This window comes from Pseudomonas sp. Kh14 (assembly GCF_900291005.1).
Taxonomy (GTDB): Bacteria; Pseudomonadota; Gammaproteobacteria; order Pseudomonadales; family Pseudomonadaceae; genus Aquipseudomonas; species Aquipseudomonas alloputida.
This window is the reverse complement of the sequence record NZ_OLKJ01000034.1, coordinates 452,730-476,388: the sequence shown is the minus strand read 5'-3', so window position 1 is coordinate 476,388 and position 23,659 is coordinate 452,730. Positions and strand designations below refer to the sequence as shown.

The 23,659-nt window shown below is 61.9% G+C and carries 23 protein-coding genes and 1 tRNA gene; 12 read left to right on the top strand and 12 right to left on the bottom strand.

The window, feature by feature from the left end; translation table 11 throughout:
- Positions 1-94: 94 nt before the first annotated feature.
- Both fusA and FQ668_RS19495 read right to left on the bottom strand, forming a co-directional pair.
- Positions 95-2,206, bottom strand: a complete 2,112-nt coding sequence (gene fusA / locus FQ668_RS19500; protein ID WP_019438091.1) for an elongation factor G — start codon at positions 2,204-2,206, stop codon at positions 95-97.
- 73 nt (positions 2,207-2,279) lie between these two features.
- Entirely contained in the window at positions 2,280-2,705 is a 426-nt protein-coding gene (locus FQ668_RS19495) for a hypothetical protein (RefSeq protein WP_014590323.1), read from the bottom strand.
- 211 nt (positions 2,706-2,916) lie between these two features.
- Here FQ668_RS19495 and FQ668_RS19490 point away from each other — a divergent pair, with 211 nt between their 5' ends.
- Positions 2,917-3,219 carry a hypothetical protein gene (locus tag FQ668_RS19490; RefSeq protein ID WP_014590324.1) on the top strand — a complete coding sequence of 101 codons (303 nt, stop codon included), beginning with the start codon at positions 2,917-2,919 and terminating at the stop codon, positions 3,217-3,219.
- Positions 3,220-3,222: 3 nt separating this feature from the next.
- On the opposite strand, the gene FQ668_RS19485 is transcribed toward FQ668_RS19490, so the two are convergent.
- Positions 3,223-4,473 (bottom strand): aspartate aminotransferase family protein, encoded by a 1,251-nt coding sequence (locus FQ668_RS19485; protein WP_014590325.1) that lies wholly within the window; start codon positions 4,471-4,473, stop codon positions 3,223-3,225.
- Positions 4,474-4,653: 180 nt separating this feature from the next.
- Positions 4,654-5,550, bottom strand: coding sequence for a transcriptional regulator GcvA (gene gcvA / locus FQ668_RS19480; protein WP_003251398.1), 897 nt, complete (start codon positions 5,548-5,550; stop codon positions 4,654-4,656).
- Positions 5,551-5,805: 255 nt separating this feature from the next.
- On the opposite strand from gcvA, the gene FQ668_RS19475 reads away from it, so the two are divergent.
- The 3 genes from FQ668_RS19475 to FQ668_RS19465 all read left to right on the top strand — a co-directional run bounded on the left by FQ668_RS19475 (position 5,806) and on the right by FQ668_RS19465 (position 8,526).
- The gene (locus FQ668_RS19475) at positions 5,806-7,188 is read left to right on the top strand and encodes an amino acid permease (protein ID WP_010954889.1); all 1,383 of its coding nucleotides are present in this window, start codon (positions 5,806-5,808) and stop codon (positions 7,186-7,188) included.
- Between the two features lie 57 nt (positions 7,189-7,245).
- A complete protein-coding gene (locus FQ668_RS19470) occupies positions 7,246-7,743 on the top strand; it encodes a PaaI family thioesterase (RefSeq protein ID WP_014590326.1) in 498 nt (165 codons plus the stop codon).
- A gap of 87 nt (positions 7,744-7,830) precedes the next feature.
- Positions 7,831-8,526 carry a glutathione S-transferase N-terminal domain-containing protein gene (locus tag FQ668_RS19465; protein WP_019438090.1) on the top strand — a complete coding sequence of 232 codons (696 nt, stop codon included), beginning with the start codon at positions 7,831-7,833 and terminating at the stop codon, positions 8,524-8,526.
- 332 nt (positions 8,527-8,858) lie between these two features.
- On the opposite strand, the gene FQ668_RS19455 is transcribed toward FQ668_RS19465, so the two are convergent.
- The gene (locus FQ668_RS19455; RefSeq protein WP_014590328.1) at positions 8,859-10,475 is read right to left on the bottom strand and encodes an inorganic phosphate transporter; all 1,617 of its coding nucleotides are present in this window, start codon (positions 10,473-10,475) and stop codon (positions 8,859-8,861) included.
- Positions 10,476-10,603: 128 nt separating this feature from the next.
- On the opposite strand from FQ668_RS19455, the gene FQ668_RS19450 reads away from it, so the two are divergent.
- The 7 genes from FQ668_RS19450 to FQ668_RS19420 all read left to right on the top strand — a co-directional run bounded on the left by FQ668_RS19450 (position 10,604) and on the right by FQ668_RS19420 (position 15,206).
- Positions 10,604-10,990, top strand: coding sequence for a DUF488 domain-containing protein (locus FQ668_RS19450; RefSeq protein ID WP_019438089.1), 387 nt, complete (start codon positions 10,604-10,606; stop codon positions 10,988-10,990).
- Positions 10,991-11,000: 10 nt separating this feature from the next.
- On the top strand, positions 11,001-11,444 hold the full coding sequence (locus FQ668_RS19445; protein ID WP_014590330.1) for a GNAT family N-acetyltransferase: 444 nt from the start codon (positions 11,001-11,003) through the stop codon (positions 11,442-11,444).
- Positions 11,445-11,551: 107 nt separating this feature from the next.
- Positions 11,552-11,941: a helix-turn-helix domain-containing protein gene (locus FQ668_RS19440; protein ID WP_014590331.1), complete on the top strand. Its 390-nt coding sequence runs from the start codon at positions 11,552-11,554 to the stop codon at positions 11,939-11,941.
- Positions 11,942-12,004: 63 nt separating this feature from the next.
- Positions 12,005-12,643, top strand: coding sequence for a UvrY/SirA/GacA family response regulator transcription factor (gene uvrY / locus FQ668_RS19435; RefSeq protein ID WP_003251380.1), 639 nt, complete (start codon positions 12,005-12,007; stop codon positions 12,641-12,643).
- A gap of 6 nt (positions 12,644-12,649) precedes the next feature.
- Positions 12,650-14,473, top strand: a complete 1,824-nt coding sequence (gene uvrC, locus FQ668_RS19430; RefSeq protein ID WP_019438088.1) for an excinuclease ABC subunit UvrC — start codon at positions 12,650-12,652, stop codon at positions 14,471-14,473.
- Between the two features lie 33 nt (positions 14,474-14,506).
- On the top strand, positions 14,507-15,067 hold the full coding sequence (pgsA, locus tag FQ668_RS19425; protein ID WP_003251374.1) for a CDP-diacylglycerol--glycerol-3-phosphate 3-phosphatidyltransferase: 561 nt from the start codon (positions 14,507-14,509) through the stop codon (positions 15,065-15,067).
- A gap of 63 nt (positions 15,068-15,130) precedes the next feature.
- Positions 15,131-15,206: transfer RNA gene (locus FQ668_RS19420), tRNA-Gly, on the top strand.
- Positions 15,207-15,216: 10 nt separating this feature from the next.
- Here the strand turns inward: FQ668_RS19420 and FQ668_RS29190 are convergent.
- From FQ668_RS29190 to FQ668_RS19405, 3 genes are all read right to left on the bottom strand, one after another.
- Complete coding sequence (locus FQ668_RS29190) at positions 15,217-15,513, bottom strand: RHS repeat domain-containing protein (RefSeq protein WP_080557777.1); 297 nt, start codon at positions 15,511-15,513, stop codon at positions 15,217-15,219.
- A 52-nt stretch (positions 15,514-15,565) separates the two neighbouring features.
- The gene (locus FQ668_RS19410) at positions 15,566-16,081 is read right to left on the bottom strand and encodes a DUF4880 domain-containing protein (RefSeq protein ID WP_014590334.1); all 516 of its coding nucleotides are present in this window, start codon (positions 16,079-16,081) and stop codon (positions 15,566-15,568) included.
- Between the two features lie 447 nt (positions 16,082-16,528).
- Positions 16,529-16,828: a hypothetical protein gene (locus FQ668_RS19405; protein ID WP_014590335.1), complete on the bottom strand. Its 300-nt coding sequence runs from the start codon at positions 16,826-16,828 to the stop codon at positions 16,529-16,531.
- An 87-nt stretch (positions 16,829-16,915) separates the two neighbouring features.
- Between FQ668_RS19405 and FQ668_RS19400 the strand changes: the two genes are divergently transcribed.
- A complete protein-coding gene (locus FQ668_RS19400) occupies positions 16,916-17,620 on the top strand; it encodes a LexA family transcriptional regulator (RefSeq protein ID WP_019438086.1) in 705 nt (234 codons plus the stop codon).
- 298 nt (positions 17,621-17,918) lie between these two features.
- On the opposite strand, the gene FQ668_RS19395 is transcribed toward FQ668_RS19400, so the two are convergent.
- The 4 genes from FQ668_RS19395 to FQ668_RS19380 are packed head-to-tail and all read right to left on the bottom strand — an operon-like array spanning position 17,919 to position 23,477.
- Entirely contained in the window at positions 17,919-19,871 is a 1,953-nt protein-coding gene (locus tag FQ668_RS19395) for an acetyl/propionyl/methylcrotonyl-CoA carboxylase subunit alpha (RefSeq protein WP_019438085.1), read from the bottom strand.
- Positions 19,868-20,683 carry a gamma-carboxygeranoyl-CoA hydratase gene (locus tag FQ668_RS19390; protein WP_003251320.1) on the bottom strand — a complete coding sequence of 272 codons (816 nt, stop codon included), beginning with the start codon at positions 20,681-20,683 and terminating at the stop codon, positions 19,868-19,870. Before FQ668_RS19390 ends, FQ668_RS19395 begins: the two co-directional genes overlap by 4 nt.
- Positions 20,684-20,686: 3 nt before the next feature.
- Positions 20,687-22,294, bottom strand: coding sequence for a carboxyl transferase domain-containing protein (locus tag FQ668_RS19385; protein ID WP_019438084.1), 1,608 nt, complete (start codon positions 22,292-22,294; stop codon positions 20,687-20,689).
- 19 nt (positions 22,295-22,313) lie between these two features.
- Complete coding sequence (locus FQ668_RS19380) at positions 22,314-23,477, bottom strand: isovaleryl-CoA dehydrogenase (protein ID WP_003251317.1); 1,164 nt, start codon at positions 23,475-23,477, stop codon at positions 22,314-22,316.
- Between the last annotated feature and the right edge of the window lie 182 nt (positions 23,478-23,659).

Sequence of the window (23,659 nt, the reverse complement as noted above, 5' to 3'; positions counted from 1 at the left end):
CCGGCCTCTTCGCGGGTAAACCCGCTCCTACGAGGGGGCGCATACCCCTGTAGGAGCGGGTTTACCCGCGAAGAGGCCGGCACAGGAGAACCGCTTACTCCCCGCGGCTCTTCTTGACGATGCCATCGGCAATGCTCGCCGGGGCCTCGGCATAGCGGGTGAACTCCATCGAGAAGCTGGCCCGGCCCTGTGTCATCGAACGCATCGAGGTGGCGTAGCCGAACATTTCACCCAACGGCACTTCGGCACGTATCACCTTGCCAGCCGGTGTTTCATCACCGTCCTGGATCATACCGCGACGTCTGCTCAAGTCGCCAAGGATGTCACCCTGATATTCCTCGGGCGTCACCACCTCTACCTTCATCACCGGCTCCAGCAGCACTGCGCCGCCTTTCTGCGACAACTGCTTGGTGGCCATTGACGCGGCGATCTTGTAGGCCATCTCGTTGGAGTCGACATCGTGGTACGAGCCGTCGAACACGGCGGCCTTGAGGTTGATCAGGGGGTAGCCGGCAAGCACGCCGTTCTTCATTTGCTCTTCGATACCCTTCTGGATTGCCGGGATGTACTCGCGGGGTACCACGCCGCCGACGATCTCGTTGATGAACTCCAGGCCTTCTTTGCCTTCATCACCGGGGGCGAAACGGATCCAGCAATGGCCGTATTGGCCACGGCCACCGGACTGGCGCACGAAACGCCCCTCGATCTCGCAGGTATTGCGGATTTTTTCCCGGTAGGCCACCTGCGGCTTGCCGATGTTGGCCTCGACGTTGAACTCGCGGCGCATGCGGTCGACGATGATGTCCAGGTGCAGCTCGCCCATGCCCGAGATGATGGTCTGGCCAGTCTCTTCATCGGTACGCACGCGGAATGAGGGGTCTTCCTGGGCCAGCTTGCCCAGCGCGATCCCCATTTTTTCCTGGTCGGCCTTGGTTCTCGGCTCTACCGCGACGGAAATCACCGGGTCGGGGAAGTCCATGCGTTCGAGGATGATCGGTTTGTCCATGTCGCACAGGGTGTCGCCGGTGGTCACGTCCTTCATGCCGATCAGTGCGGCGATGTCGCCTGCGCACACGTCCTTGATTTCGGCACGCTGGTTGGCGTGCATCTGCACCATGCGGCCGATGCGTTCCTTCTTGCCTTTGACCGAGTTGAGTACCGCATTGCCTGAACTGAGGACGCCGGAATAAACGCGGGCGAAGGTGAGGGTGCCGACGAACGGGTCGGTGGCGATCTTGAAAGCCAGTGCCGAGAACGGCTCTTTGTCGTCGGCGTGCCGTTCCAGGTGCTTTTCTTCATCATCCGGGTCGGTGCCGCGGATGGCAGGAATTTCCGAGGGGGCGGGCAGGTAATCGATTACCGCATCGAGCATCAGCGGCACACCCTTGTTCTTGAAAGAGGAGCCGAGGATGGTCGGCACGATTTCGTTAGCGATGGTGCGTTTACGCAATCCGGCCTTGATCTCTTCGACGCTCAGCTCTTCGCCTTCGAGAAACTTGTTGAGCAGTTCGTCATTGGCCTCGGCGGCGGCTTCTATCATGTGCGCGCGCCATTCGTCAGCAAGTTTCTGCAGATCGGCGGGAATATCTTCTTCACGGTAACTGGTGCCCTGGTCGGCATCGTTCCAGTAAATGGCCTTCATCTTCACCAGGTCGATCTGGCCCATGAAGTTTTCTTCGCTGCCGATGGCCAGCTGGATGGGTACCGGGTGGTGCCCCAGGCGCTGATCGATCTGCTTGACCACGCGCAGGAAGTCGGCCCCCTGGCGGTCCATCTTGTTGATGTAGGCCAAGCGTGGCACGTGGTACTTGTTGGCTTGGCGCCAGACTGTCTCTGACTGCGGCTCGACGCCGTCAGCGCCGCTGAATACCACGACCGCGCCATCAAGCACGCGTAGTGAGCGCTCCACCTCGATGGTGAAATCGACGTGGCCTGGGGTGTCGATGATGTTGAAACGGTACTTGTGGGCGAACTGCTTGGTCGAGCCTTGCCAGAACGCTGTGGTCGCCGCCGAGGTGATGGTGATGCCGCGTTCCTGCTCCTGGGCCATCCAGTCCATGGTCGCCGCGCCATCGTGCACTTCGCCCATCTTGTGGTTGACCCCGGTATAGAACAGGATCCGCTCGGTGGTCGTGGTCTTGCCGGCATCAACGTGGGCGACGATGCCGATATTGCGGTACAGCTCGATGGGCGTTGTGCGGGCCATGGCGGACTACCTGTGGGTGGACGGATTCCACCAAGTTAGCAGACCGGTGGAATCCTGCCCTGCCACCGGGCCGTCAGTCGGTCTGGGCTTGCAGCATCCACTGGCCATCCACTTCACGGGCCAGGCCGCTGGCTGGCAGCAAGGCCAGCAGGCGCGTGTGCAGGGCGGCCTCGGTGAAGGTCTTGAGGGTGGTCAGGTCCAGCGCGCCGACCAGGTTGAGATCAGCCTTGGTGTACGACAGCCAGGCTTTTTTCAACACTTGGGCGACGTCGCTGCCAGCGGTGCTGGCGAACCGGCGGTGCCACTGGCGGCCTTCGAAGGTGAAGTTGTGCGCGTGGCTGTAGGTGCTTTGGTCGGCACCTTCTACGCAGCGGTGGCAGCGGCATGGGCCCTCGCCGAAGGCGTTGCGCAGGTAGCTGTTGAAGTCCACGACGGGCTTGAGGGACAGGCGTTTGTCGACTTCGAACAGGTCGGCGATCAGGGGTTCTTCGGCGCTCACTCGGGATCCTCGTGTGGGGTGGCGTGCATCGGCGGGCACCCTAACAGATCGGGGCATTCAGATCACCTGTTGCAGGTGCCTGCATACCCCAAGCAACATGCAATCCCTGGGGGGGGCGGGCATGCCCGCGAACAGGCCAGTAGAGACAACAGAGACGGCCTGCCGTACTCTACGCGCCCGTACGCCTATACACCCACCGAGGTAACCCCGTTTGAGCATCAAGTACCCGTACATCGCCACCGTGACCATCAGCGCCGAAGACCGTGGCGGAGATACCGAAGCCTCGGAAAACCCCAAGATGCGCGTGGGCCTGGAAGCGGTGACCGAAACCCTGAAGAAGGTGCATTTCGTCGGTACGCTCGCGGCCCCAGAGAAACCGGCCACGCACATTTGCGTGACCCTGGAGAACGGCCTGACCTATTACGGCCCGATCGTCAACGGCCATGCCGAACTTGAAGGCGGCTGGATCGCCTTCGAGTCCGACATGCTTACCCCGGAAGAGCTCGGCCTGTAAGCCTCAGTTCAGTTCTGCCAGGCACTGCTCGAGGATATCCAGCCCTTCCTCGAGCACCTCGGCCTCGATGGTCAACGGTGCCAGCAGGCGAATGATGTGCCGCGCCTTGCCGCTCGGCATCAGCAGCAGGCCCTTGGTGCGGGCCGCTTCCATCACCTTGGCCAGTTGTGCCGGTGCCGGACTGCCATCGGCATTGGCGAACTCGATCCCTCGCATGGCGCCCACGCCGGTCAGGCGGCCGATGTACGGGCTCAGGCCCGAAGCCTTCCAGCGCTCATGACGGCTGACGATGGCCTGTTCCTGCCGTTCCCCCCAGGTTGCAACGTTTTCGTCGGTCATCTGCGCCAGGCTGGCCAAGGCCGCCGCACAGGCAATCGGGTTGCCCGAATAGGTGCCACCCAGGCCGCCCTTGGGCAGCGCCGCCATCAATTCCTTGCGTCCGACCACTGCACCCAGCGGCATACCGCCAGCGATGCTTTTGGCCAGCAGCAGCAGGTCGGGCTCGATACCCAGGCGCGGAAACGCGAAGCGCTGGCCGGTGCGGCCGAAGCCCGACTGGATCTCGTCGATGATGATCAGGATGCCACGCTCGTCGCAGAAGCGGCGCAGGGCCTGGGCGAAGACTGGGTCCAAGGCAAGGAAGCCGCCTTCACCCTGCACCGGCTCGAAGATGAACGCCGCGACGTCCTCCACCGCCAGCTCGACGCTGAACAGACGCTCCATGGCCTTGAGCGCCTGCTCGCAGGTAACCCCGGTATCCGCGCTGGGGTAGGGCAGGTGATACACCGGCCCGGGCAGTTCGCCGACCCGCTGCTTGTAGGGGGCAACCTTGCCATTGAGGTTCAGGGTGGCCAGGGTGCGCCCATGGAAGCCGCCGTCGAAAGCGATGATGGCACGTTTGCCGGTGGCGCCACGGGCCACTTTCAGGGCGTTTTCCGCCGCTTCTGCGCCGCTGTTGGTGAGCATGCCGGCCAGTGGGTAGCTGACTGGCACAAACTGGCTCAGTTGCTCCATCAGGGCCAGGTACGGGCCGTGAGGGGCGGCGTTGAAGGCGTAGTGGGTCAGGCGGGTGGCCTGAGCCTGGATGGCCTCGACTACAGCGGGGTTGCAGTGGCCCAGGTTGAGCACGCCGATACCGCCGACGAAGTCGATGTAACGTTTGCCGTCAGTGTCCCAGACTTCGGCATTACGGCCATGGGAAAGTGTGATCGGGTGAACGATGGCAATGGATTGGCTGATACTTTCCTGGTTCATGGGGGCACGCGGACCTTGTTCGAGTTTCTTATTATCCAAGCGTGTCGTCGGGTTATTCCGCAAACGAATTATTCGATTGCGGTCATTCCATGGATTCGTGATCTGGGCGGTTTTTTGGGTTGGCTGTGCCGGCCTCTTCGCGGGCAAGCCCGCTCCTGCCAGAGGCCGGGGCAGGTCAAATCAATCGCCTTCAGCCACCCGTTCCCGGATCCACTGCACGAAGGCCCTGATCTTGGGCACTTCGGCCGCATGCTCGGCATGCGCAATGAAGTGCCTCCCGTTGCTTGCCACAGGGTGGTCCCAGGCCACCACCAGCTTGCCTTCGCTCAGCTCCTCGGCCACCAGATAGCGGGGAATCAGGGCTATGCCGCAGCCGGAGATGGCCGCGCGGATACACAGGTAGAACGTGTCGAAGCGCGGCCCGTGGTAGCTGTTCTGGCTATGTAACCCAAGCCCCAGGAACCACTCATGCCAGGCTTCCGGCCGCGACACGCATTGCAACAGGCGGTGCTCAGTCAATGCCTGGGCGCTGTCGAAACGGTGGCTGGCCAGCAGTTGCGGGCTGCACACCGGCACCACTTCTTCGCTGAACAACTCGATGCAGGTCGCCCCGGGCCAGGTGCCCTGGCCGAAGAAAAAGGCGACGTCCGCCTTGGCCTGTACCAGGTCGAATGGCTCCAGCTCGTTGCGCACATCCAGGTGAATGCGTGGGTAGCGGTCACCAAAACCCTTGAGCCTGGGGACCAGCCAGCGGGCGCCGAAGGTCGGCTGGGTGGCGATGCGCAGCACTTCGGTTTCGTCGCCGTAGCTGAGGATGTAGCGGCTGGATATGTCGATCTGGGTGAGGATCTTGTTCACTTCGGTGAGGTATAGCGCGCCGGCCGGGGTCAGGTGCAGGCGCCGGCGAATGCGCTGGAACAGCGAGTGCGAGAGCATGTCCTCAAGCTGCGCGACCTGCTTGCTGACGGCGCTCTGGGTCAGGTGCAGTTCCTGGGCCGCGCGGGTGAAGCTGAGGTGGCGAGCGGCCGCTTCGAAGCACTGAAGGGCGGTGGTCGAAGGCATCAGGCGTTTGGACATGACGGGCGAATACCGAGCAAAAAAGGAAGGAGTTCATTCCGTAAAGGAATTATGTGGTTCGAAAAGGTCGTTTGTTGACCCCGGCCTATAGATTAATACTGACCTGGATCAACGATTACAACCGGTCATGCGAAGAGGAGGTCAATACCCGCTTCGGTCATCTGCAAAACAACAACAACACACATCAGAAATTTATAAGAATTCTGCTCAGACCTTCAGCCGCTTTGCTGCGGCCGACCCATTCGAGGGTTCTTCATGGCTTCGCAAGACAACAAGAAACAGCGCTCACTGCAGCACGGCCTGACTTCCCGTCAGGTTTCCATGATCTCCATTGCCGGCATCATCGGCGCCGGGCTGTTCATCGGGTCCTCCAACGCCATCGCCACCGCCGGCCCGGCCATCCTCATCTCCTACGCAATGACTGGCCTGCTGGTATTGCTGGTGATGCGCATGCTGGGTGAAATGGCCATCGCAAACCCCAACAGCGGCTCTTTTTCCACCTACGCCTCGGAGGCCATCGGGCCTTGGGCGGGCTTTACCATTGGCTGGCTGTACTGGTGGTTCTGGGTGTTGATCATTCCGGTGGAAGCCATTGCCGGTGCTGACATCCTGCATGCCTACTTCCCTGGCGTGCCGTCCTGGCTGTTCGCCTTCCTGATCATGCTGGTGCTGTCGGGCACCAACCTGGTCAGCGTGAAGAACTTCGGTGCTTTCGAGTACTGGTTCGCGTTGGTCAAGGTGGTCGCGATCATTGGCTTCATCGGGGTGTGCACCTTGGCGGTGTTCGGCTTCTGGCCGCTGGCCGAGGTCTCCGGGGTCAGCCGGCTGTGGGACAGCGGTGGTTTCATGCCCAATGGTTTCGGGACGGTGCTTGGGGGCGTGCTGATCACCATCTTCTCGTTCTTCGGTGCCGAAATTGTCACCATCGCGGCTGACGAAACCGCCAACCCGAAAGACAAGATTCGCCGCGCCACCAACCTGGTGGTGTACCGCATTGCCATTTTCTATCTGGCGTCGATCTTCCTGGTGGTGTCGCTGGTGGCCTGGAACGACCCCGGGCTGAAAGCGGTAGGGTCGTTCCAGCGTGTACTGGAAGTGCTCAACGTGCCGGGCGCCAAGTTGCTGGTTGACCTGGTGGTGCTGGTGGCGGTGACAAGTTGCATGAACTCGGGGCTCTACACGGCGTCTCGCATGCTCTATTCGCTTGGCGCGCGTGGTCAGGCGCTGAGCGTGACCAAGCGCATCTCCGGTTCCGGCGTGCCGACCGTGGCGGTGATCTTCTCCACCCTGGCGGGCTTCGCTGGCTGCTTCGTCAACTATGTGTTCCCGGGCAAGGTGTTTGGCTTCTTGCTGTCGACCACCGGCGCCATCGCTTTGCTGGTGTACCTGGTCATTGCCGTGTCGCAGCTGCGCATGCGTGCCCGTGCCGAGCGTGAAGGGCGCCCGCTGGAACTGAAGATGTGGCTGTTCCCATGGCTGACCTGGTTGGTGATCGGCACCATCGTCATGGTGCTGGGCTACATGCTGTTCAGCGATGCCTACCGCTATGAGACGCTGATGACTGCCGGGGTGACCGCGTTCATCCTGCTGGTTTCGCTGACCCAACGGCGTGCGAAGATGGTTGCCCAGACGGCCTGATGTTTCTGCTTTAATGGGGGCGTTGCGCGCCCCCATTCCAACAAGCACAGGATGCGTATGACTGATCACACACTTTCCCTTCAAGCCCTCGCGGCCCCTGAGGGTACCTGCTATGGCTGCGGCTGTTCCCACCCCAGTGGCCTGCACCTGCAAAGCCACTGGGACGCGGACGGTGTTCACCTGGTGTGCCGGCACTCGCCCGACAGCACCTTCATTGGCTGGCCTGGCCTGGTTTACGGTGGCCTGCTGGCGATGCTGGTCGACTGCCACTCCAACTGGACGGCGATGGCCTACCACTACCGTAACGAAGGCCGAGAACCGGGCAGCCTGCCGCGTATCGACTGCGTTACCGGTACGCTCAACCTGACCTACCTGAAACCTACGCCGATGGGCGTCGAGCTGTTGCTCAAGGCGCGTGTCGAAGGCGACGTGGGGCGCAAGAGCCGTGTCATCTGCGAAGTCTGGGCAGAGGATGTACTGACTGTGACCGCCGACTCCGTGTTTGTCCGCGTCGATACCGAAAAGCTCAAGCTCAAGGCCCACGGCCAGGCCTGAGCTGCCAACGCTGATGAGTGGTCGGTGATGGTCAGTGGCTGGGGATGTCTCTAGAGTGACAGGTTCATTCCCTTGGCAAGGTTGATCATGACCGAACTCAGTGCTTTCCCCATTACCCGCAAATGGCCCGCCAAACATCCCGAACGCCTGCAGTTGTACTCGCTGCCGACGCCCAACGGGGTGAAGGTGTCGATCATGCTTGAAGAGATTGGCTTGGCTTACGAGGCGCACAAGGTCAGCTTCGACAACGATGACCAAATGAGCCCCGAGTTCATCTCGCTCAGCGCGAACAACAAGATCCCCGCCATCCTCGACCCGAACGGCCCGGGCGGTCAGCCGCTGCCGCTGTTCGAGTCGGGGGCGATCTTGCAGTACCTGGCGGAGAAGAGCGGCCAGCTGCTCAGCCAGGACCCCGCCCAGCGCTACCAGACCCTGCAGTGGCTGATGTTCCAGATGGGCGGCATCGGGCCGATGTTCGGCCAGGTCGGGTTCTTCCATTTCTTTGCTGGCAAGGAATATGAAGACAAGCGCCCGCGCGACCGCTATGTCAACGAGTCCAAGCGGCTGCTGGGCGTGCTGGATCGGCATTTGAAAGGTCGGCAGTGGATGGCTGAGGAATACAGCATCGCCGACATCGCCATCTTCCCTTGGGTGCGTAACCTGGTGGAGCGCTACAACGCCCGTGACCTGGTGGGCTTCGACCAGTTCAAGGAAGTGCAGCGCGTGCTGGCGAATTTCCTCGAACGGCCAGCCGTGCAGCGTGGCCTGAAAATCCCGGGCTGATCAACCAGTGCAGGGACAACTGCCTTGCGCAAACTTCGAAAGGCCTGGACGGTCGCCCGTAGGAGCGGGTTTACCCGCGAAAGGGTCGGCCCTGCTGGCCAATTTTCACCCGCCGTTCACCGTTGCCGCCGCTACCGTATTCGCGGGTAAACCCGCTCCTACACCTGATCGGGGGTGGACACATGTCGGTGATTGGGCACAGGCCGTCGTGTAGGAGCGGGTTTACCCGCGAAGAGGCCGGGCCTGCTGGCCAATTACCACCCGCCGTTCACCGTTGCCGCCGCTACCGTATTCGCGGGTAAACCCGCTCCTACAGAAGGCGGCGTACGGGTTCAGAAGATGTGGTTCAGCAACCAGTACAGGCTGCCAGCCAACAGCATTGCCGCTGGCAGGGTCAGCACCCAGGCCATCAGCAGATTGAACAAAGTGCGTTTCTGAATCCCCGACCCATTGGCGACCATGGCGCCGGCCACCCCCGAACTCAGCACATGCGTGGTCGACACCGGCAGCCCGAACATATCCGCCGCGCCAATAGTGCACATCGCCACCACTTCGGCCGATGCGCCTTGGGCATAGCTGAGGTGGGTCTTGCCGATCTTCTCGCCAACGGTGACCACAATACGTCGCCAGCCAACCATGGTCCCCAGCCCCAGCGCGATGGCTACAGCCACCTTCACCCACAGCGGAATATAGCGGGTGGCGTCGTCCAGCTGGGTCTTGAACCGCTGCACATGGCTGCGGGTGTCGGCATCGAATGTCACCAGGTGGTTTTTCTCCATGAGGCGGATGGCTTCACTGGTCAGGTACATGTCATTGCGCACGTTGGCCATGGCTTCAGCCGGTACGCGCTTGAGCGAGCCATAGCCTTTGACCTCTTCGCCGATCATCCCGGTCAGCGCCGCCAATGCCGGTACCAGGTGCGGGCTGGCCTTGGGCTCGGCAATGAACAGGGTCAGTACCTGGCGCGGGTCAGCCGGGGCCGCTTGCGGATCGCTGCGTACCAGTGCCTGGCGGGTCACCTCGGCGACAGCGGAAAACTGCAGGGCCTGCCCGTTGGGCATGGTCTTGTTCAGCGCATAAGCCATCGGCAGGGTGCCGACCAGAATCAGCATGATCAGCCCCATGCCTTTCTGGCCATCGTTGGAGCCGTGGGCAAAAGATACCCCCGTGCAGGTCAGAATCAGTATGCTGCGGATCCACCACGGTGGTGGCGTTTGGCCTTCCGGTGCCTGGTAAAGCGCCTTGCGTTTGACCAGCGCGCGCAGGGCCAGCAGCAGCAGGGCTGCGCAAGCAAAACCAATCAGCGGAGAGAACAGCAGGGCATAACCCACCTTGCTGGCCTGGGCCCAGTCCACGCCGCTGGTGCCGTCACGCCCATGCATCAGCGCATTGGCCACGCCCACGCCGATGATCGAGCCAATCAGGGTGTGCGAGGACGATGCCGGCAGGCCCAGCCACCAGGTGCCAAGGTTCCAGATGATCGCCGCCAGCAGCAGGGCGAAGACCATGGCGAAGCCGGCCGAAGAACCCACCTGTAGAATCAGTTCAACCGGTAGCAAGGCGATGATGCCGAAGGCCACCGCGCCGCTGGAAAAAAGCACGCCCAGGAAGTTGCACAGCCCAGACCACACCACCGCTATCGGCGCCGGCAACGAATGGGTGTATATCACGGTGGCTACCGCGTTGGCGGTGTCGTGGAAGCCGTTGACGAACTCGAAGCCCAGGGCAATCAGCAGCGCCAGGCCCAGCAGAAGGAACGGTGTAGCCGTGGTGATGACCGTACCGCTTGCGGTCACATCCTGCTTGAGGCTCCAGGCGGTGTAGGCGATACCTGCCAGCAGCAGGCTGAAGAACAACGTTAAGGTGGCACGCCCAGGTTTTTGGGAGAGCTGCGGGCGAGCGTCGTGTTTGGCCAGTAGTGGGCTGCTGGCCACTGACGGGGTTGCCATGGGGGCTCCGGTTGGCATTGGGCGAAAGTGCCGAAGGCCTTGAGCATAGAAACAATTCGTAACCCGGCCGTGACCTCGATCAATGAATTATCTAGGCTCAAGACGGACGGTAATGGCAGGAGACGCCCATGATTCGCTGCAAACGTGTCTATGATGCGGTTGAGGATGAAGATGGCCAGCGTGTACTGGTCGACCGCCTTTGGCCGCGCAACAAGCGCAAGGAAGACCTCCATGGGCAGTGGTTGCGCGAAGTGGCACCTTCGAATGAATTGCGTAAGGCGTTCCACCTGGGAGACGTAGATTTCGCCGGTTTTACCCAGCGTTACCAGCAAGCGCTGGCGGCCCACCCCGAGCACTGGTATCCGCTAATGGACATGGCCAGGAAGGGGACGCTGACATTGCTTTATGCCGGCAAGGACACTGAGCACAACAATGCCCGGGTGCTGGCCGATTGGTTGGAAAACGAACTGGACAGGTGTGGCCCTGGCAGTTCGCCAGTGTGCTATGCCCAATGAGTGCGATGCGATGTCCTTACAGTTGATTCCCGCCAAAGACATCCACTGCACCTTTGCCCGCGATCTCACGCGCCGCGCCATGCTGCCTTACTACCGTGAATACGACCTGCTGTGGATCGAGGAAGCCTTCGATGCAGCCTGGGACTGGCGCGAGCAGTGGCTGGTGATCGAAGGCGACGTCTTGTTGGGTTTTTGCAGCCTCAGCCAGGACCGCCAGGCGCTGTTCATCCGCGAGTTGCACCTGTTGCCTGAGCACCGTGGGCGGGGCGTCGGTAGCTGGGTGCTGGAAGAACTGGCGCTGTGGGCCAGGCAGCGGCGCCTTCCCCTGTTGCGGCTGATGGTGTTCCGCAGCAACCCGGCCCGCCTGCTGTACCAGCGTCATGGCTTCGTCGAAATGGGTGAAGACGAATGCTTTGTGCGGATGCAGCGGGATATCAAATTAGTGGCTAAATGATGGCTTGTCGCGACCGCAGCGTATGGGCATAGTGAATCCATACGTTTACGGCTGCCTGCAGGCGGGTAGACCGTGTTTGAGGATATAAGGGAAAAGGAGAAGCCCCTATGAACGGAATCGGTCCACGGCTGCGGGAAGAGCGTGAGCGGTTGGGTATGACCCAGCGTGTATTTGGCGATATCGGTGGCGTCGAGCCCAATGCTCAGGGCAAGTACGAAAGCGGTGAGCGCACGCCGCGGCTAGATTACCTGGCGGCATTGGCGACCCGGGGCGTGGATGCGTTGTATGTCCTCAGCGGCCTGCGCACCCCGGCAGCGCTCGAAGGTTTGAACGCGGATGAGTCCGGTTTGCTGGGGGCTTTTCGGAAATTGCGGTCGGAAGATCAGGCCGCGCTCTTGCACCTTTTGGGGCGGTTGGCCAACGACGCCACGCCCCGGCAAATAGTGAGGCCTCTCACAGTCGAACGTCAGTCGTTTCTGACGGAAGCAATGCGTTAGGCCCACCGTGAAAAATTTTGTTAAGGTGGCGGGATCCAATCGCCCTGCTGACGAGGTGTGTGCTTGATTAGGGTCTTAGTGGTCGATGATCACGATCTGGTACGAACCGGTATTACACGCATGTTGGCCGACATCGACGGCCTGCAGGTGGTGGGTGAGGGAGATTCCGGCGAGTCGGCGCTGAAACTGGCCCGGGAGCTGAAACCGGACGTTGTGCTGATGGATGTGAAAATGCCCGGCATAGGCGGCTTGGAGGCCACCCGCAAGCTGCTGCGCAGCCATCCTGACATCAAGGTAGTGGCGGTGACGGTGTGCGAGGAAGACCCGTTCCCCACACGCTTGTTGCAGGCCGGCGCTGCCGGCTACCTGACCAAGGGTGCAGGCCTTGACGAAATGGTCCAGGCCATTCGACTGGCCTTTGCCGGCCAGCGCTATATCAGCCCGCAGATCGCCCAGCAGTTGGCGCTGAAACCGTTCCAGCCGCAGGGCTCGCCGTTCGACGCGTTGTCCGAGCGGGAAATCCAGATTGCCCTGATGATTGTCGGCTGCCAGAAAGTGCAGATCATCTCCGACAAGTTGTGCCTCTCGCCCAAGACCGTCAATACTTACCGTTATCGGATCTTTGAAAAACTCTCGGTCACCAGCGACGTTGAACTGACGTTGCTGGCCGTTCGCCACGGTATGGTTGACGCAAGCCTGTAAAACCTCATGTCCCAAGTCTTTGATGCCAGCGCATTCCTGGCGACCTGCAGCGGTCGCCCGGGCGTTTACCGGATGTTCGATGGCGAAGCCCGGCTGCTTTACGTGGGCAAGGCCAAGAACCTGAAGAAACGCTTGGCCAGCTATTTCCGCAAGGCTGGCCTTGCGCCCAAGACCACCGCGCTGGTTGCGCGTATCGCCCAGGTTGAAACCACCATCACCGCCAACGAAACCGAGGCGTTGCTGCTGGAGCAGAACCTGATCAAGGAGTGGCGGCCGCCTTACAACATCCTGCTGCGCGACGATAAGTCCTACCCCTACGTGTTTCTGTCCGATGGCGAGTTCCCGCGCCTGGGCATTCACCGTGGGGCGAAAAAGGCCAAGGGCCGTTACTTTGGCCCGTACCCCAGCGCCGGGGCCATTCGCGAAAGCCTTAGCCTGCTGCAAAAGGCTTTTTCTGTGCGTCAGTGCGAAGATAGCTACTACGCCAACCGCACCCGGCCATGCCTGCAGTACCAGATAAAACGCTGCAAAGCGCCCTGCACCGACCTGGTGACTGCCGAGGAATACGCAGAAGACGTGCGTCATTCGGTGATGTTTCTGGAAGGGCGTAGCCAGCAACTGGGCAATGAGTTGAACGCCGAGATGGAAAAGGCCGCCATGGCGCTCGATTTCGAAAAAGCCGCCGAGTTGCGCGACCAGATCGCCTTGTTGCGCCGCGTGCAGGACCAACAGTACATCGAGGGCGGCAGCGGCGATGTCGACGTCATCGCCGCCTTCGTCAACCCAGGTGGTGCCTGTGTGCACCTGATCAGCGTGCGCGGCGGGCGAGTACTGGGCAGCAAGAACTTCTTCCCGCAGGTGGGCATCGAGGAGGAGGTGGCCGAGGTCATGGCCGCATTCCTTTCCCAGTACTATCTGGGCAACGCAGAGCGCGAGCTGCCCGGCGAGTTGATCGTCAATGTTGTTCACGAAGACTTCAACGCCATCACCGAAGCGCTGCACACGCTGCGTGGCCGCGAACTGACCATCAGCCACCGGGTGCGTGGCACCCGCGCCCGCTGGCAGCAACTGGCCGTGACCAATGCCGAGCAGGCGCTGAATGCCCGCCTGGCCAACCGCCAGCACATGGCTGCTCGCTTCGAAGCCCTGGCCGAAGTGCTGGGCCTGGATGAAGTGCCGCAACGCCTGGAATGCTACGACATAAGCCACTCCAGTGGTGAAGCTACCGTGGCCAGTTGCGTGGTATTCGGCCCCGAAGGGCCGATCAAGTCCGACTACCGCCGCTTCAACATCGAAGGCGTCACCGCAGGTGACGATTACGCGGCCATGCATCAGGCCCTGACCCGCCGCTATGGGCGCATCAAGGACGGCGAGGGCAAGCTGCCCGACGTGCTGCTGGTGGACGGCGGCAAGGGCCAGCTGAACATGGCGCGCGATGTGATGCAGGAGCTGGGCTTCACCGACCTGACCCTGCTGGGTGTGGCCAAGGGTGTCACACGCAAGGCGGGTTTCGAAACCCTGTACCTGAACGATGTCCATCACGAATTTACCCTCAAGGGCGATTCATCGGCGTTGCACCTGATCCAGCAGATCCGCGACGAAGCCCACCGCTTCGCTATCACCGGCCACCGCGCCCGCCGTGGCAAGGCCCGTCGAGTTTCCAGCCTTGAAGATGTGGCCGGGGTAGGGCCCAAGCGCCGCCGCGACCTGCTGAAACATTTCGGCGGCCTGCAGGAGCTCAACCGCGCCAGTATCGATGAAATCGCCAAAGCCCCCGGCATCAGTAAAAAGCTTGCCGAGTCGATTTATGCCAGCCTGCATAGCGAGTAGAATGCCGGGCTCAACTTGCAGCCAGTCGTACCGATGAATATTCCAAACCTGCTCACCGTTCTACGCGTCCTGCTCATTCCGTGCTTCATTCTGCTGTTCTACATGCCCTATCAGTGGAGTTACATGGCCGCCAGCAGTGTATTCGCCGTTGCCGCCGCCACCGATTGGCTGGACGGCTACCTGGCGCGTCGACTGCAGCAGAGCACGCCGTTCGGCGCCTTCCTCGACCCGGTGGCTGACAAGCTGATGGTGGCAGTGGCCCTGGTGCTGCTGGTGCAGACCCACGCCAACTTCTGGCTGACCCTGCCAGCCGCGGTGATCATCGGCCGCGAGATCGTGGTGTCTGCGCTGCGTGAGTGGATGGCTGAGCTAGGGGCGCGGGCGCATGTGGCGGTGTCCAACCTCGGTAAGTGGAAGACTGCGGCGCAGATGCTGGCGCTAGTGATCCTGCTGGGCAACCCACCGGCGGTGACCTTCTGGGTGATCCTGGGCTACGGGCTGCTGCTGGTGGCAGCGGGGCTGACGCTGTGGTCGATGGTGCACTACCTGCTGGCCGCCTGGCCGCACCTGCGCGAAGGTTCGGAAAAAAAATAAAAGTTTTTTGAATCAAGGGGTTGACGCTGTTTTAGAAATCGCTAGAATGGCACCCATCACGACGCGGGAATAGCTCAGTTGGTAGAGCACGACCTTGCCAAGGTCGGGGTCGCGAGTTCGAGTCTCGTTTCCCGCTCCAAATTCGATCCTCAGTGCGTCGCTGGGATCAAAAAGAAGAGGCCTTCAGGGCCTCTTTTTTTATGCCTAAATTTTATATCTCGGCTATTTTGCCCGGTTTCGACCAAACGGTCGCTGGTGTCGTAGTGAAATCGCAAGTTTTTCTGTTCAGGGTCGACGTAGCGCGTCAGTTGACCAGCGACATCAATTTCATAGCGGTCGAACAGGCGGATGTGTCTGTCATGTAAGCAGGAGGCGGTGTAAAACGAAGAGCGAGTCCAGGCACTGCATGACTGTACCCAAGCTATCGCGCAACTGAAGTCGGTCATGCGCACGGTGCATGCTCAGGGGCGGGGACGTACAGCCATGCTGAAGCGCTGTTCAAGCCCAGAACCCAACCAGCACCAACGCCGCCACACCCAGCCCGACCGCAACCGAGCAGCCGCCCAGCGACAGCGCCGCCCGACCTTGCCGATACCAGCCGTCATGGCCCAGTTGCCGTGCCGGCGCCAGCAGGCTGCGCCACCGCAGTTCCGTATCGTGAAACGCCTGCAAGTTCGCCGGATCCGCATCCAGCCAGCGGCGGAAGTCGATACGCTCGCACGCCGTCACCTGCGGGCTCTGCAAGCGCACATACCACTGCCCGGCCACGCTCGCCAGCACATCCCGGCGCGAGCGGCCAGCTTGCAGCGCCTGGTCCATGTTGCGCTCGACACTCGCCAGTGGCAGGTCAAGGCGCACAGCAATGCTGGCGAAGTCCAGCTGATCGAGGCGGTTGAGCAGGAATACTTGCTGTACGCGCCGTGGTAACCGCTTCAGTGCATGCAGCAGGGCATCGTCGGCATCATGCTCGGTAGCAGGAGTGGGGTGCTCAAGGGGCAGCAGCAGACGGGTCATGGACAGCTCCTTGCTCTATAAAGGGGGGGAGGGGGCATCTTCCTTGATGCGGAACCAGAGTAGGCGAAACGAGATTGATTCTCAAGTGCTGATTCCGCAAAGTTTTGTAACGAGCGTTCACGCCCTGAAACACCTTTGCTATCATGCGCGCCATCACGATCTTCATTAGCCTGAAGAGCCAAAAAAAAGACCCGGCAAAAAAGCCGGGTCAAAAACCGTGATTAGCCTGATGAGGAGATAATCTGAGAGCGACCTAAGCTTTCAGGTTATCCAGCGGATCTCGCGATCAGCTGAGTGCAATAATAATCGTTATCATTTGCCAGTCAAATGATTTTTTGCTGATCCGGTAAAAAAGTTGTACCGGCGCGCTTCCTTGTCCCGGCAATCGGGGCTTTTGCCGTTACCTGGCCATCACGTCCTCTCCCTTTTTTTTGTCTATGAACCCGCTCACTCGGTGCGTTTGTGCTCCAGCAGTGCGCGGGCCATGTCCATCATGTGCATCAAAGCGAACGTCAGTTCTCGCTGGCTGCCGTGCTGGTGGGTGGCGGTTTCCTGGGCGGTGGCCGCAGCGCAGCGCAGCAGGGCGATGGCGTGTTCCTGGGCCTGGTCGCCGGTTACGCCTTCGTGCAGGGTCCAGATCCTGTTGTCCAGGGTGGGCCGCGGTGGGTTGGGGTTGAGGTAATAGTCGAGCGCGCGGCGTGCGGCTTCGCTGTCGAGATCTGTTTCGTCGTTTTTCGGTAGTTTCATCCTGATACCTGCCGGAGCCAGTAGGGAAGGGGTCAGGTCGATGGTAATACCTACAGTATTTTTATTCTTCCCGATAAATAATACTGAATGTTTATTGAGCGCTTGAAGGCAGTCCGTATCGTGCCAGCGATGAATATGGATAAATGGATTGCCCTCGTCCGTGACCGGATGGAGGAGCTAGGGCTCACTCAAGAGCAGCTTGCCGAGCGCGTTGGTGTGTCTCAAGGCAGTATCGGTCATTGGGTGAACAAGCGGCGTCAGCCGAAAATCGAATCGATGAACCGCACGTTCGTCGAGATTGGCATGCCTCATTACAACGTCAGCCTGCAGCTGCGCATCCAGGGGCAGGTTGGCGAGGAGCGTAGTGTTTACGAGATAGCGGACGATGATGAACTCGACCTCATGCGATACATCGTTTGCTTCCGTTACCCGGTGCTGGGTTGGAGTGAGTTAGATGCTGCAACGGCTGTAGAGCCTGCTGTTTTCGAGCAGACTGACTACCTGGCACAGGGCAAGGCGTTCTGGCTAACCGTGGAAAACGATGCCATGAGCGCTGTCAGTGGCCGCAGTGTGCCGCAGGGCATGCGGATGCTGGTGGACCCAGGTGTAGAGGCTGAGGCGGGGCGTTTGGTTATCGCTCGTCAGCCGGGCAAGCCGGCGATTTTCCGCGAGCTGGCCGAGGAAGGTGGGCAGCGTTATCTGAAGGCATTGAACAGTAACTACCCGGCGCTGTTGTGCGAAGAGGGTTGCGAATTTCTTGGGGTGGTCGTGCGGGTGCATGGGGCCTTTTGAAAGGGTTTGAGTGGTGGCGGCTACGGTGAACGGCGGGTGGAGATTGGCCAGCAGGCACGGCCTCTTCGCGGGTAAACCCGCTCCTACACGACGGCCTGCGCCCAATCACCAATGTGTGTCCACCCCCGATAGGTGTAGGAGCGGGTTTACCCGCGAATACGGTAGCGGCGGTAACGGTGAACGGCGGGTGGAAATTGGCCAGCAGGCCCGGCCCTTTCGCGGGTAAACCCGCTCCTACGGGCTGTTGCAGGGGCGGCCTTGTGTTGCGTTAGGGCCGCAAAGCGGCCCTCCGGCACCGTTATTCCACCAGTTCGACCAGCACAGTCCCTTCGCTGACCATATCCCCCTCCAGGCAGAACAGCGCCTTCACCGTGCCGGCATGCGGCGCACGAATGCTGTGCTCCATCTTCATGGCCTCCAATACCACCAGCGCAGTACCGGCTTCCACCACCTGCCCAGGTTCGACCAGCACACGCACGATACTGCCGTTCATGGGCGCACCCAGCCCGCCCTGGTGGCTGTGGCTGGCTTCGGCCTCGGCAATCGGGTCGAAGGCTTCGATGGCATGCATTTCGCCATCCCAGTGCAGGTACAGCGTGCCACCCCGACGGATTGCCAGATGCTGGCGACGCACGCCGTTCTGATCATGCACCAACTGCTCACCTTGCAGCTGCCAGGTGGAAGCAGCGCTGCGTTCCAGGGCCACTGCCTGGTCTTGGCCAGCGCTCACCAGATGCAAGCTGCTGCGTGCCGGCAGGCCCAAGCGCAGGCCGTTACGCCCGCCCCAAGGTGAATGGTGGTCGTCTTCGCGCTGATGGACCCCCTGGCCCTGCAGCCACGCCTCCGCCGCTGCTTCCCAGAAGGCTGCCGGTAATGCTTGCGGCGCAGGCAGCAGAACCTGCTGATGACGCGGAATGAAGCCGGTATCCAGCTCCGCCGCAGCAAATGCCGGGTGGGCGAGAATGCGCCGCAGGAAGGCAATGTTGGTCTTCAGCCCGCCAATGGCGAACTCATCGAGCATGGCCAGCAAGCGCAAGCGCGCCTGCTCGCGGTCTTCGCCCCAGGCAATCAGCTTGCCCAGCATCGGGTCGTAGAACGGCGACACCACATCGCCTTCGCTGACCCCGCTGTCCACCCGCCGGCCTTCGCCAGGCGCCGATTCACGGTACAGCGCCAATTTGCCGGTCGCGGGTAAAAAATCATTGGCCGGGTCTTCGGCATACAAGCGTACTTCGATGGCATGGCCGATCAGCGGCACCTGTTCCTGTGTGATCGGCAGGGCTTCGCCACAGGCCACGCGAATTTGCCAGGCAACAAGGTCCAGGCCGGTTATGGCCTCAGTGACCGGGTGTTCCACCTGCAGGCGGGTGTTCATCTCCATGAAGAAGAACTCGCCACGTGCATCAAGCAGAAACTCCACGGTGCCGGCACCCACGTAACCGATAGCCTGGGCGGCACGCACCGCCGCTTCGCCCATGGCCCGGCGCAGTTCGGGCGACAGGCCGGGGGCAGGGGCCTCTTCCACCACCTTCTGATGGCGGCGCTGAATGGAACAGTCGCGTTCGTTAAGGTACAGGCAGTTGCCGTGCTGGTCGGCAAACACCTGGATTTCGACATGGCGCGGCTTGAGCACGTACTTTTCCACCAGCATGCGCGCATCGCCGAACGACGACTGTGCCTCACGCTGGGCCGAGGCCAGGGCGTCGGCCAACTGGCTTTCTTCCTCGACCACTTTCATGCCCTTGCCACCGCCGCCAGCGCTGGCCTTGAGCAGCACCGGGTAGCCGATGCGTTCGGCCGCGGCGCGGAACGTGTCCAGGTCCTGGGCCTCGCCATGGTAGCCCGGAACCAACGGCACGCCGGCTGCCTCCATGAGCGCCTTGGCTGCCGATTTGCTGCCCATGGCGTCGATGGCGCTGGCCGGTGGGCCGAGGAATATCAGCCCGGCCTGCTCGATGGCGCGGGCGAAACCTGCGTTCTCGGACAAGAAACCATAACCTGGGTGAATGGCCTGGGCACCGCTGGCCTTGGCTGCTGCCAGCAGCTTGTCGATCAGCAGGTAGCTTTCGGCGGCCTTGGTGCCACCGAGATCCACGCGGATATCAGCTTCGCGGCTATGCCGGGCGTCACGGTCGGTGGCGCTGTGCACGGCAACAGTGGTCAGGCCCATGGCCTTGGCGGTGCGCATCACCCGGCAGGCGATTTCGCCGCGGTTGGCGACCAGCAGGGTGGTCAAAGCGGGGCGGCTCATGGGCGCGGCTCCTTCTTGTCAACGGTTTGCCAGGCGGGGCGGCGTTTTTCCAGGAAAGCGCGCAGACCCTCCTGGCCTTCGGCGCTGACGCGGATACGGGCGATGGTGTTTTCGCAGTAACGGCGCAGGGCCGGGCTGAGTTCGCCGTCGTCCACTTCGCGCAGCAAGTCCTTGGTGGCGCGCAACGCTTGTGGGCTGTTCTGCAGCAGGTTGCTTACCCAGGCTTCGACGTGGTCGTCCAGTTCGCTGGCCGGGTACACCTCGGCCAGCAGGCCCAGCTCGCGGGCGCGCACGCCAGTGAAACGCTCGGCGGTGAGGGCGTAGCGGCGCGCGGCGCGTTCGCCAATGGCCTTGACCACGAACGGGCTGATCACCGCCGGGGCCAGGCCGATGCGTACTTCCGACAGGCACAGCTGGGCGTCTTCGGCGCCGATGGCCATGTCGCAGCAACTGATCAGGCCCAGCGCGCCGCCGAAGGCTGCGCCTTGCACCACGGCCAGGGTCGGGGCCTTGAGGCGGTGCAGGGCGTACATCAGCTCACCCAGTTCGTGGGCGTCATCCAGGTTGGTATTGAAGTCCAGTTGTGCCGACTGCTGCATCCAGGCCAGGTCGGCACCGGCGCTGAAGTGCCGGCCACGGCCGCGCAGCAGCACAAAGCGCAGGCTGGCGTCTTCGGCCAACTGGTCGATGGCCACGATCAGCTCGCGGATCATCTGCGCATTGAAGGCGTTGTTCTTGTCCTCACGGCTTAACCACAGGGTGGCGAAGCCGCGTGGGTCGCGGATCACTTCGAGGGTGCTGAAATCGCTCATGGGTCACATCCGGAAAATGCCGAAGCGGCTCTGTTCGATCGGCGCGTTCAGCGCGACAGACAACGCCAGGCCGAGGACGTCGCGGGTCTGTGCCGGGTCGATGACGCCGTCGTCCCACAGGCGGGCGCTGGAATAATAGGGGTGGCCCTGACGCTCGTACTGGTCGAGGATCGGCTGCTTGAGCCTGGCTTCGTCTTCGGCACTGAATGGTTGGCCGCTGCGTTCGCTCTGCTCGCGCTTGACCTGGGCCAGCACCCCGGCGGCCTGTTCGGCGCCCATCACGCCAATCCGCGCGTTGGGCCACATCCACAGGAAGCGTGGGTCGTAGGCGCGGCCGCACATGCCGTAGTTGCCGGCGCCAAAGCTGCCGCCGATGATCACCGTGAACTTCGGCACCTGGGCGCAGGCCACGGCGGTGACCAGTTTGGCGCCGTGCTTGGCGATGCCGCCTTCTTCGTATTTCTTTCCGACCATGAAACCGGTGATGTTCTGCAGGAACAGCAAAGGGATGCCACGCTGGCAGGCCAGTTCGATGAAGTGCGCGCCTTTTTGCGCGGCTTCGGCGAACAGGATGCCGTTGTTGGCCAGGATGGCCACCGGGTAGCCATGCAGGTGGGCGAAGCCGCACACCAGGGTGGTGCCGAACAGCGCCTTGAATTCATCGAACACCGAGCCATCGACCAGGCGTGCGATCACCTCGCGCACGTCGAACGGTTGCTTGGCATCGGCCGGAACCACGCCGTACAGCTCGTCGGCCGCATAAAGCGGTGCCACTGGTGCAAACCGCTGCAGCTTGCCGAGCTTGTGCCAGTTGAGGTTGGCCACACTGCGTCGCGCGATGGCCAGGGCGTGTTCGTCGTTGTCGGCATAATGGTCGGCGACGCCGCTGGTACGGCAATGCACATCGGCGCCGCCGAGGTCTTCGGCGCTCACCACTTCGCCGGTGGCGGCTTTCACCAGCGGCGGGCCGGCGAGGAAGATGGTCGCCTGCTGGCGCACCATGATCGCTTCGTCAGCCATGGCCGGCACGTACGCGCCGCCAGCGGTGCACGAGCCCATCACCACGGCGATCTGCGGGATGCCTTGCGCGCTCATGTTGGCCTGGTTGAAGAAGATGCGCCCGAAATGCTCGCGGTCGGGGAACACTTCGTCCTGGCGTGGCAAGTTGGCGCCGCCGGAGTCCACCAGATAGATGCATGGCAGGCGGTTCTGCAGGGCGATGGTTTGCGCACGCAGGTGCTTCTTGACCGTCAGCGGGTAGTACGAACCGCCTTTTACCGTGGCGTCGTTGGCCACGATCATGCATTCCACGCCTTCCACGCGGCCGATGCCGGCGATCACGCCCGCCGCTGGCACGTCTTCGCCGTACACCTCATGGGCCGCCAACTGGCCGATTTCGAGGAACGGCGAGCCCGGGTCCAGCAGGCGATCGATACGCTCGCGCGGCAGCAGTTTGCCACGCGAGGTATGCCGTTCCTGGGCCTTGGGCCCGCCGCCCTGGGCAACCTGGGCGAGCAGGCCGCGCAGGGCCTGGACCTGTTCGAGCATGGCCGCGCTGTTGACGGCAAATTCTGCCGAACGCGGGTTGATCTGGGTGTGCAAGGTAGCCATGTGCGCCCGTCCCTTATGTTCAGCGGGTTTCGTTGAACAGTTCGCGGCCGATCAGCATCCGGCGGATTTCGCTGGTGCCGGCACCGATTTCGTACAGCTTGGCGTCGCGCAACAGGCGGCCAGCGGGGAATTCGTTGATATAGCCGTTGCCACCGAGAATCTGGATCGCCTCCAGAGCCATTTGCGTGGCACGCTCGGCGGTGTACAGGATCACGCCAGCAGCGTCCTTGCGGGTGGTCTCGCCACGGTCGCACGCCTGGGCCACGGCATACAGGTAGGCGCGGCTGGCATTGAGCTGGGTGTACATGTCGGCAATCTTGCCCTGGATCAGCTGGAACTCGCCGATGCTCTGGCCGAATTGCTTGCGGTCGTGGATATACGGCACCACCAGGTCCATGCAGCTTTGCATGATGCCGGTCGGGCCGCCGGACAGCACCACACGTTCGTAGTCCAGGCCGCTCATCAGGACGCGCACACCGCCGTTGAGTTGGCCCAGAATGTTCTCTGCCGGCACTTCCACGCCGTCGAAGAACAGCTCGCAGGTGTTGGACCCGCGCATGCCCAGCTTGTCGAACTTGTTGCTGCGGCTGAAGCCTTTCCAGTCACGCTCGACGATGAACGCGGTGATGCCGTGCGCACCCTTGTCCAGGTCGGTCTTGGCGTAGATCACGTAGGTATTGGCGTCGGGACCGTTGGTGATCCAGGTCTTGCTGCCATTGAGCACGTAGTGATCGCCGCGTTTTTCTGCACGCAGTTTCATAGACACCACGTCGGAGCCGGCATTGGGCTCGCTCATGGCCAAGGCGCCGATGTGCTCGCCGCTGATCAGCTTGGGCAGGTACTTGAGCTTCTGCTCATGGGTGCCGTTGCGGTTGATCTGGTTGACGCACAGGTTGGAATGGGCGCCGTAGGACAGTGCCACCGAGGCTGAGCCACGGCTGATTTCTTCCATCGACACCACATGGGCCAGGTAGCCCAGGCCAGCGCCGCCGTACTCTTCCGGTACGGTGATGCCCAGCAGGCCCATGTCACCGAACTTGCGCCACATGTCGGCGGGGAACAGGTTGTCATGATCGATCTGCGCGGCGCGCGGGGCCAGTTCGGCGGCGACGAAGGTGCGCACCTGGTCGCGGAGCATGTCGATGGTTTCGCCCAAGGCGAAGTTCAGGGAGGGGTAATGCATGCTGGGGCACCTTCTTGTTCTTGAAATTGGGTTACACCATAGCTTGGGATCCAGCCCTGCCCCCTGTGGGAGCGGGCATGCCCGCGAATACGTCAGCAGGGTCACCGTCATTACCTGATCGGTCGCATTCGCGGGCAAGCCCGCTCCCACAGAGGGCGGCGTGGCGCCTCAAGTGGGTGTCG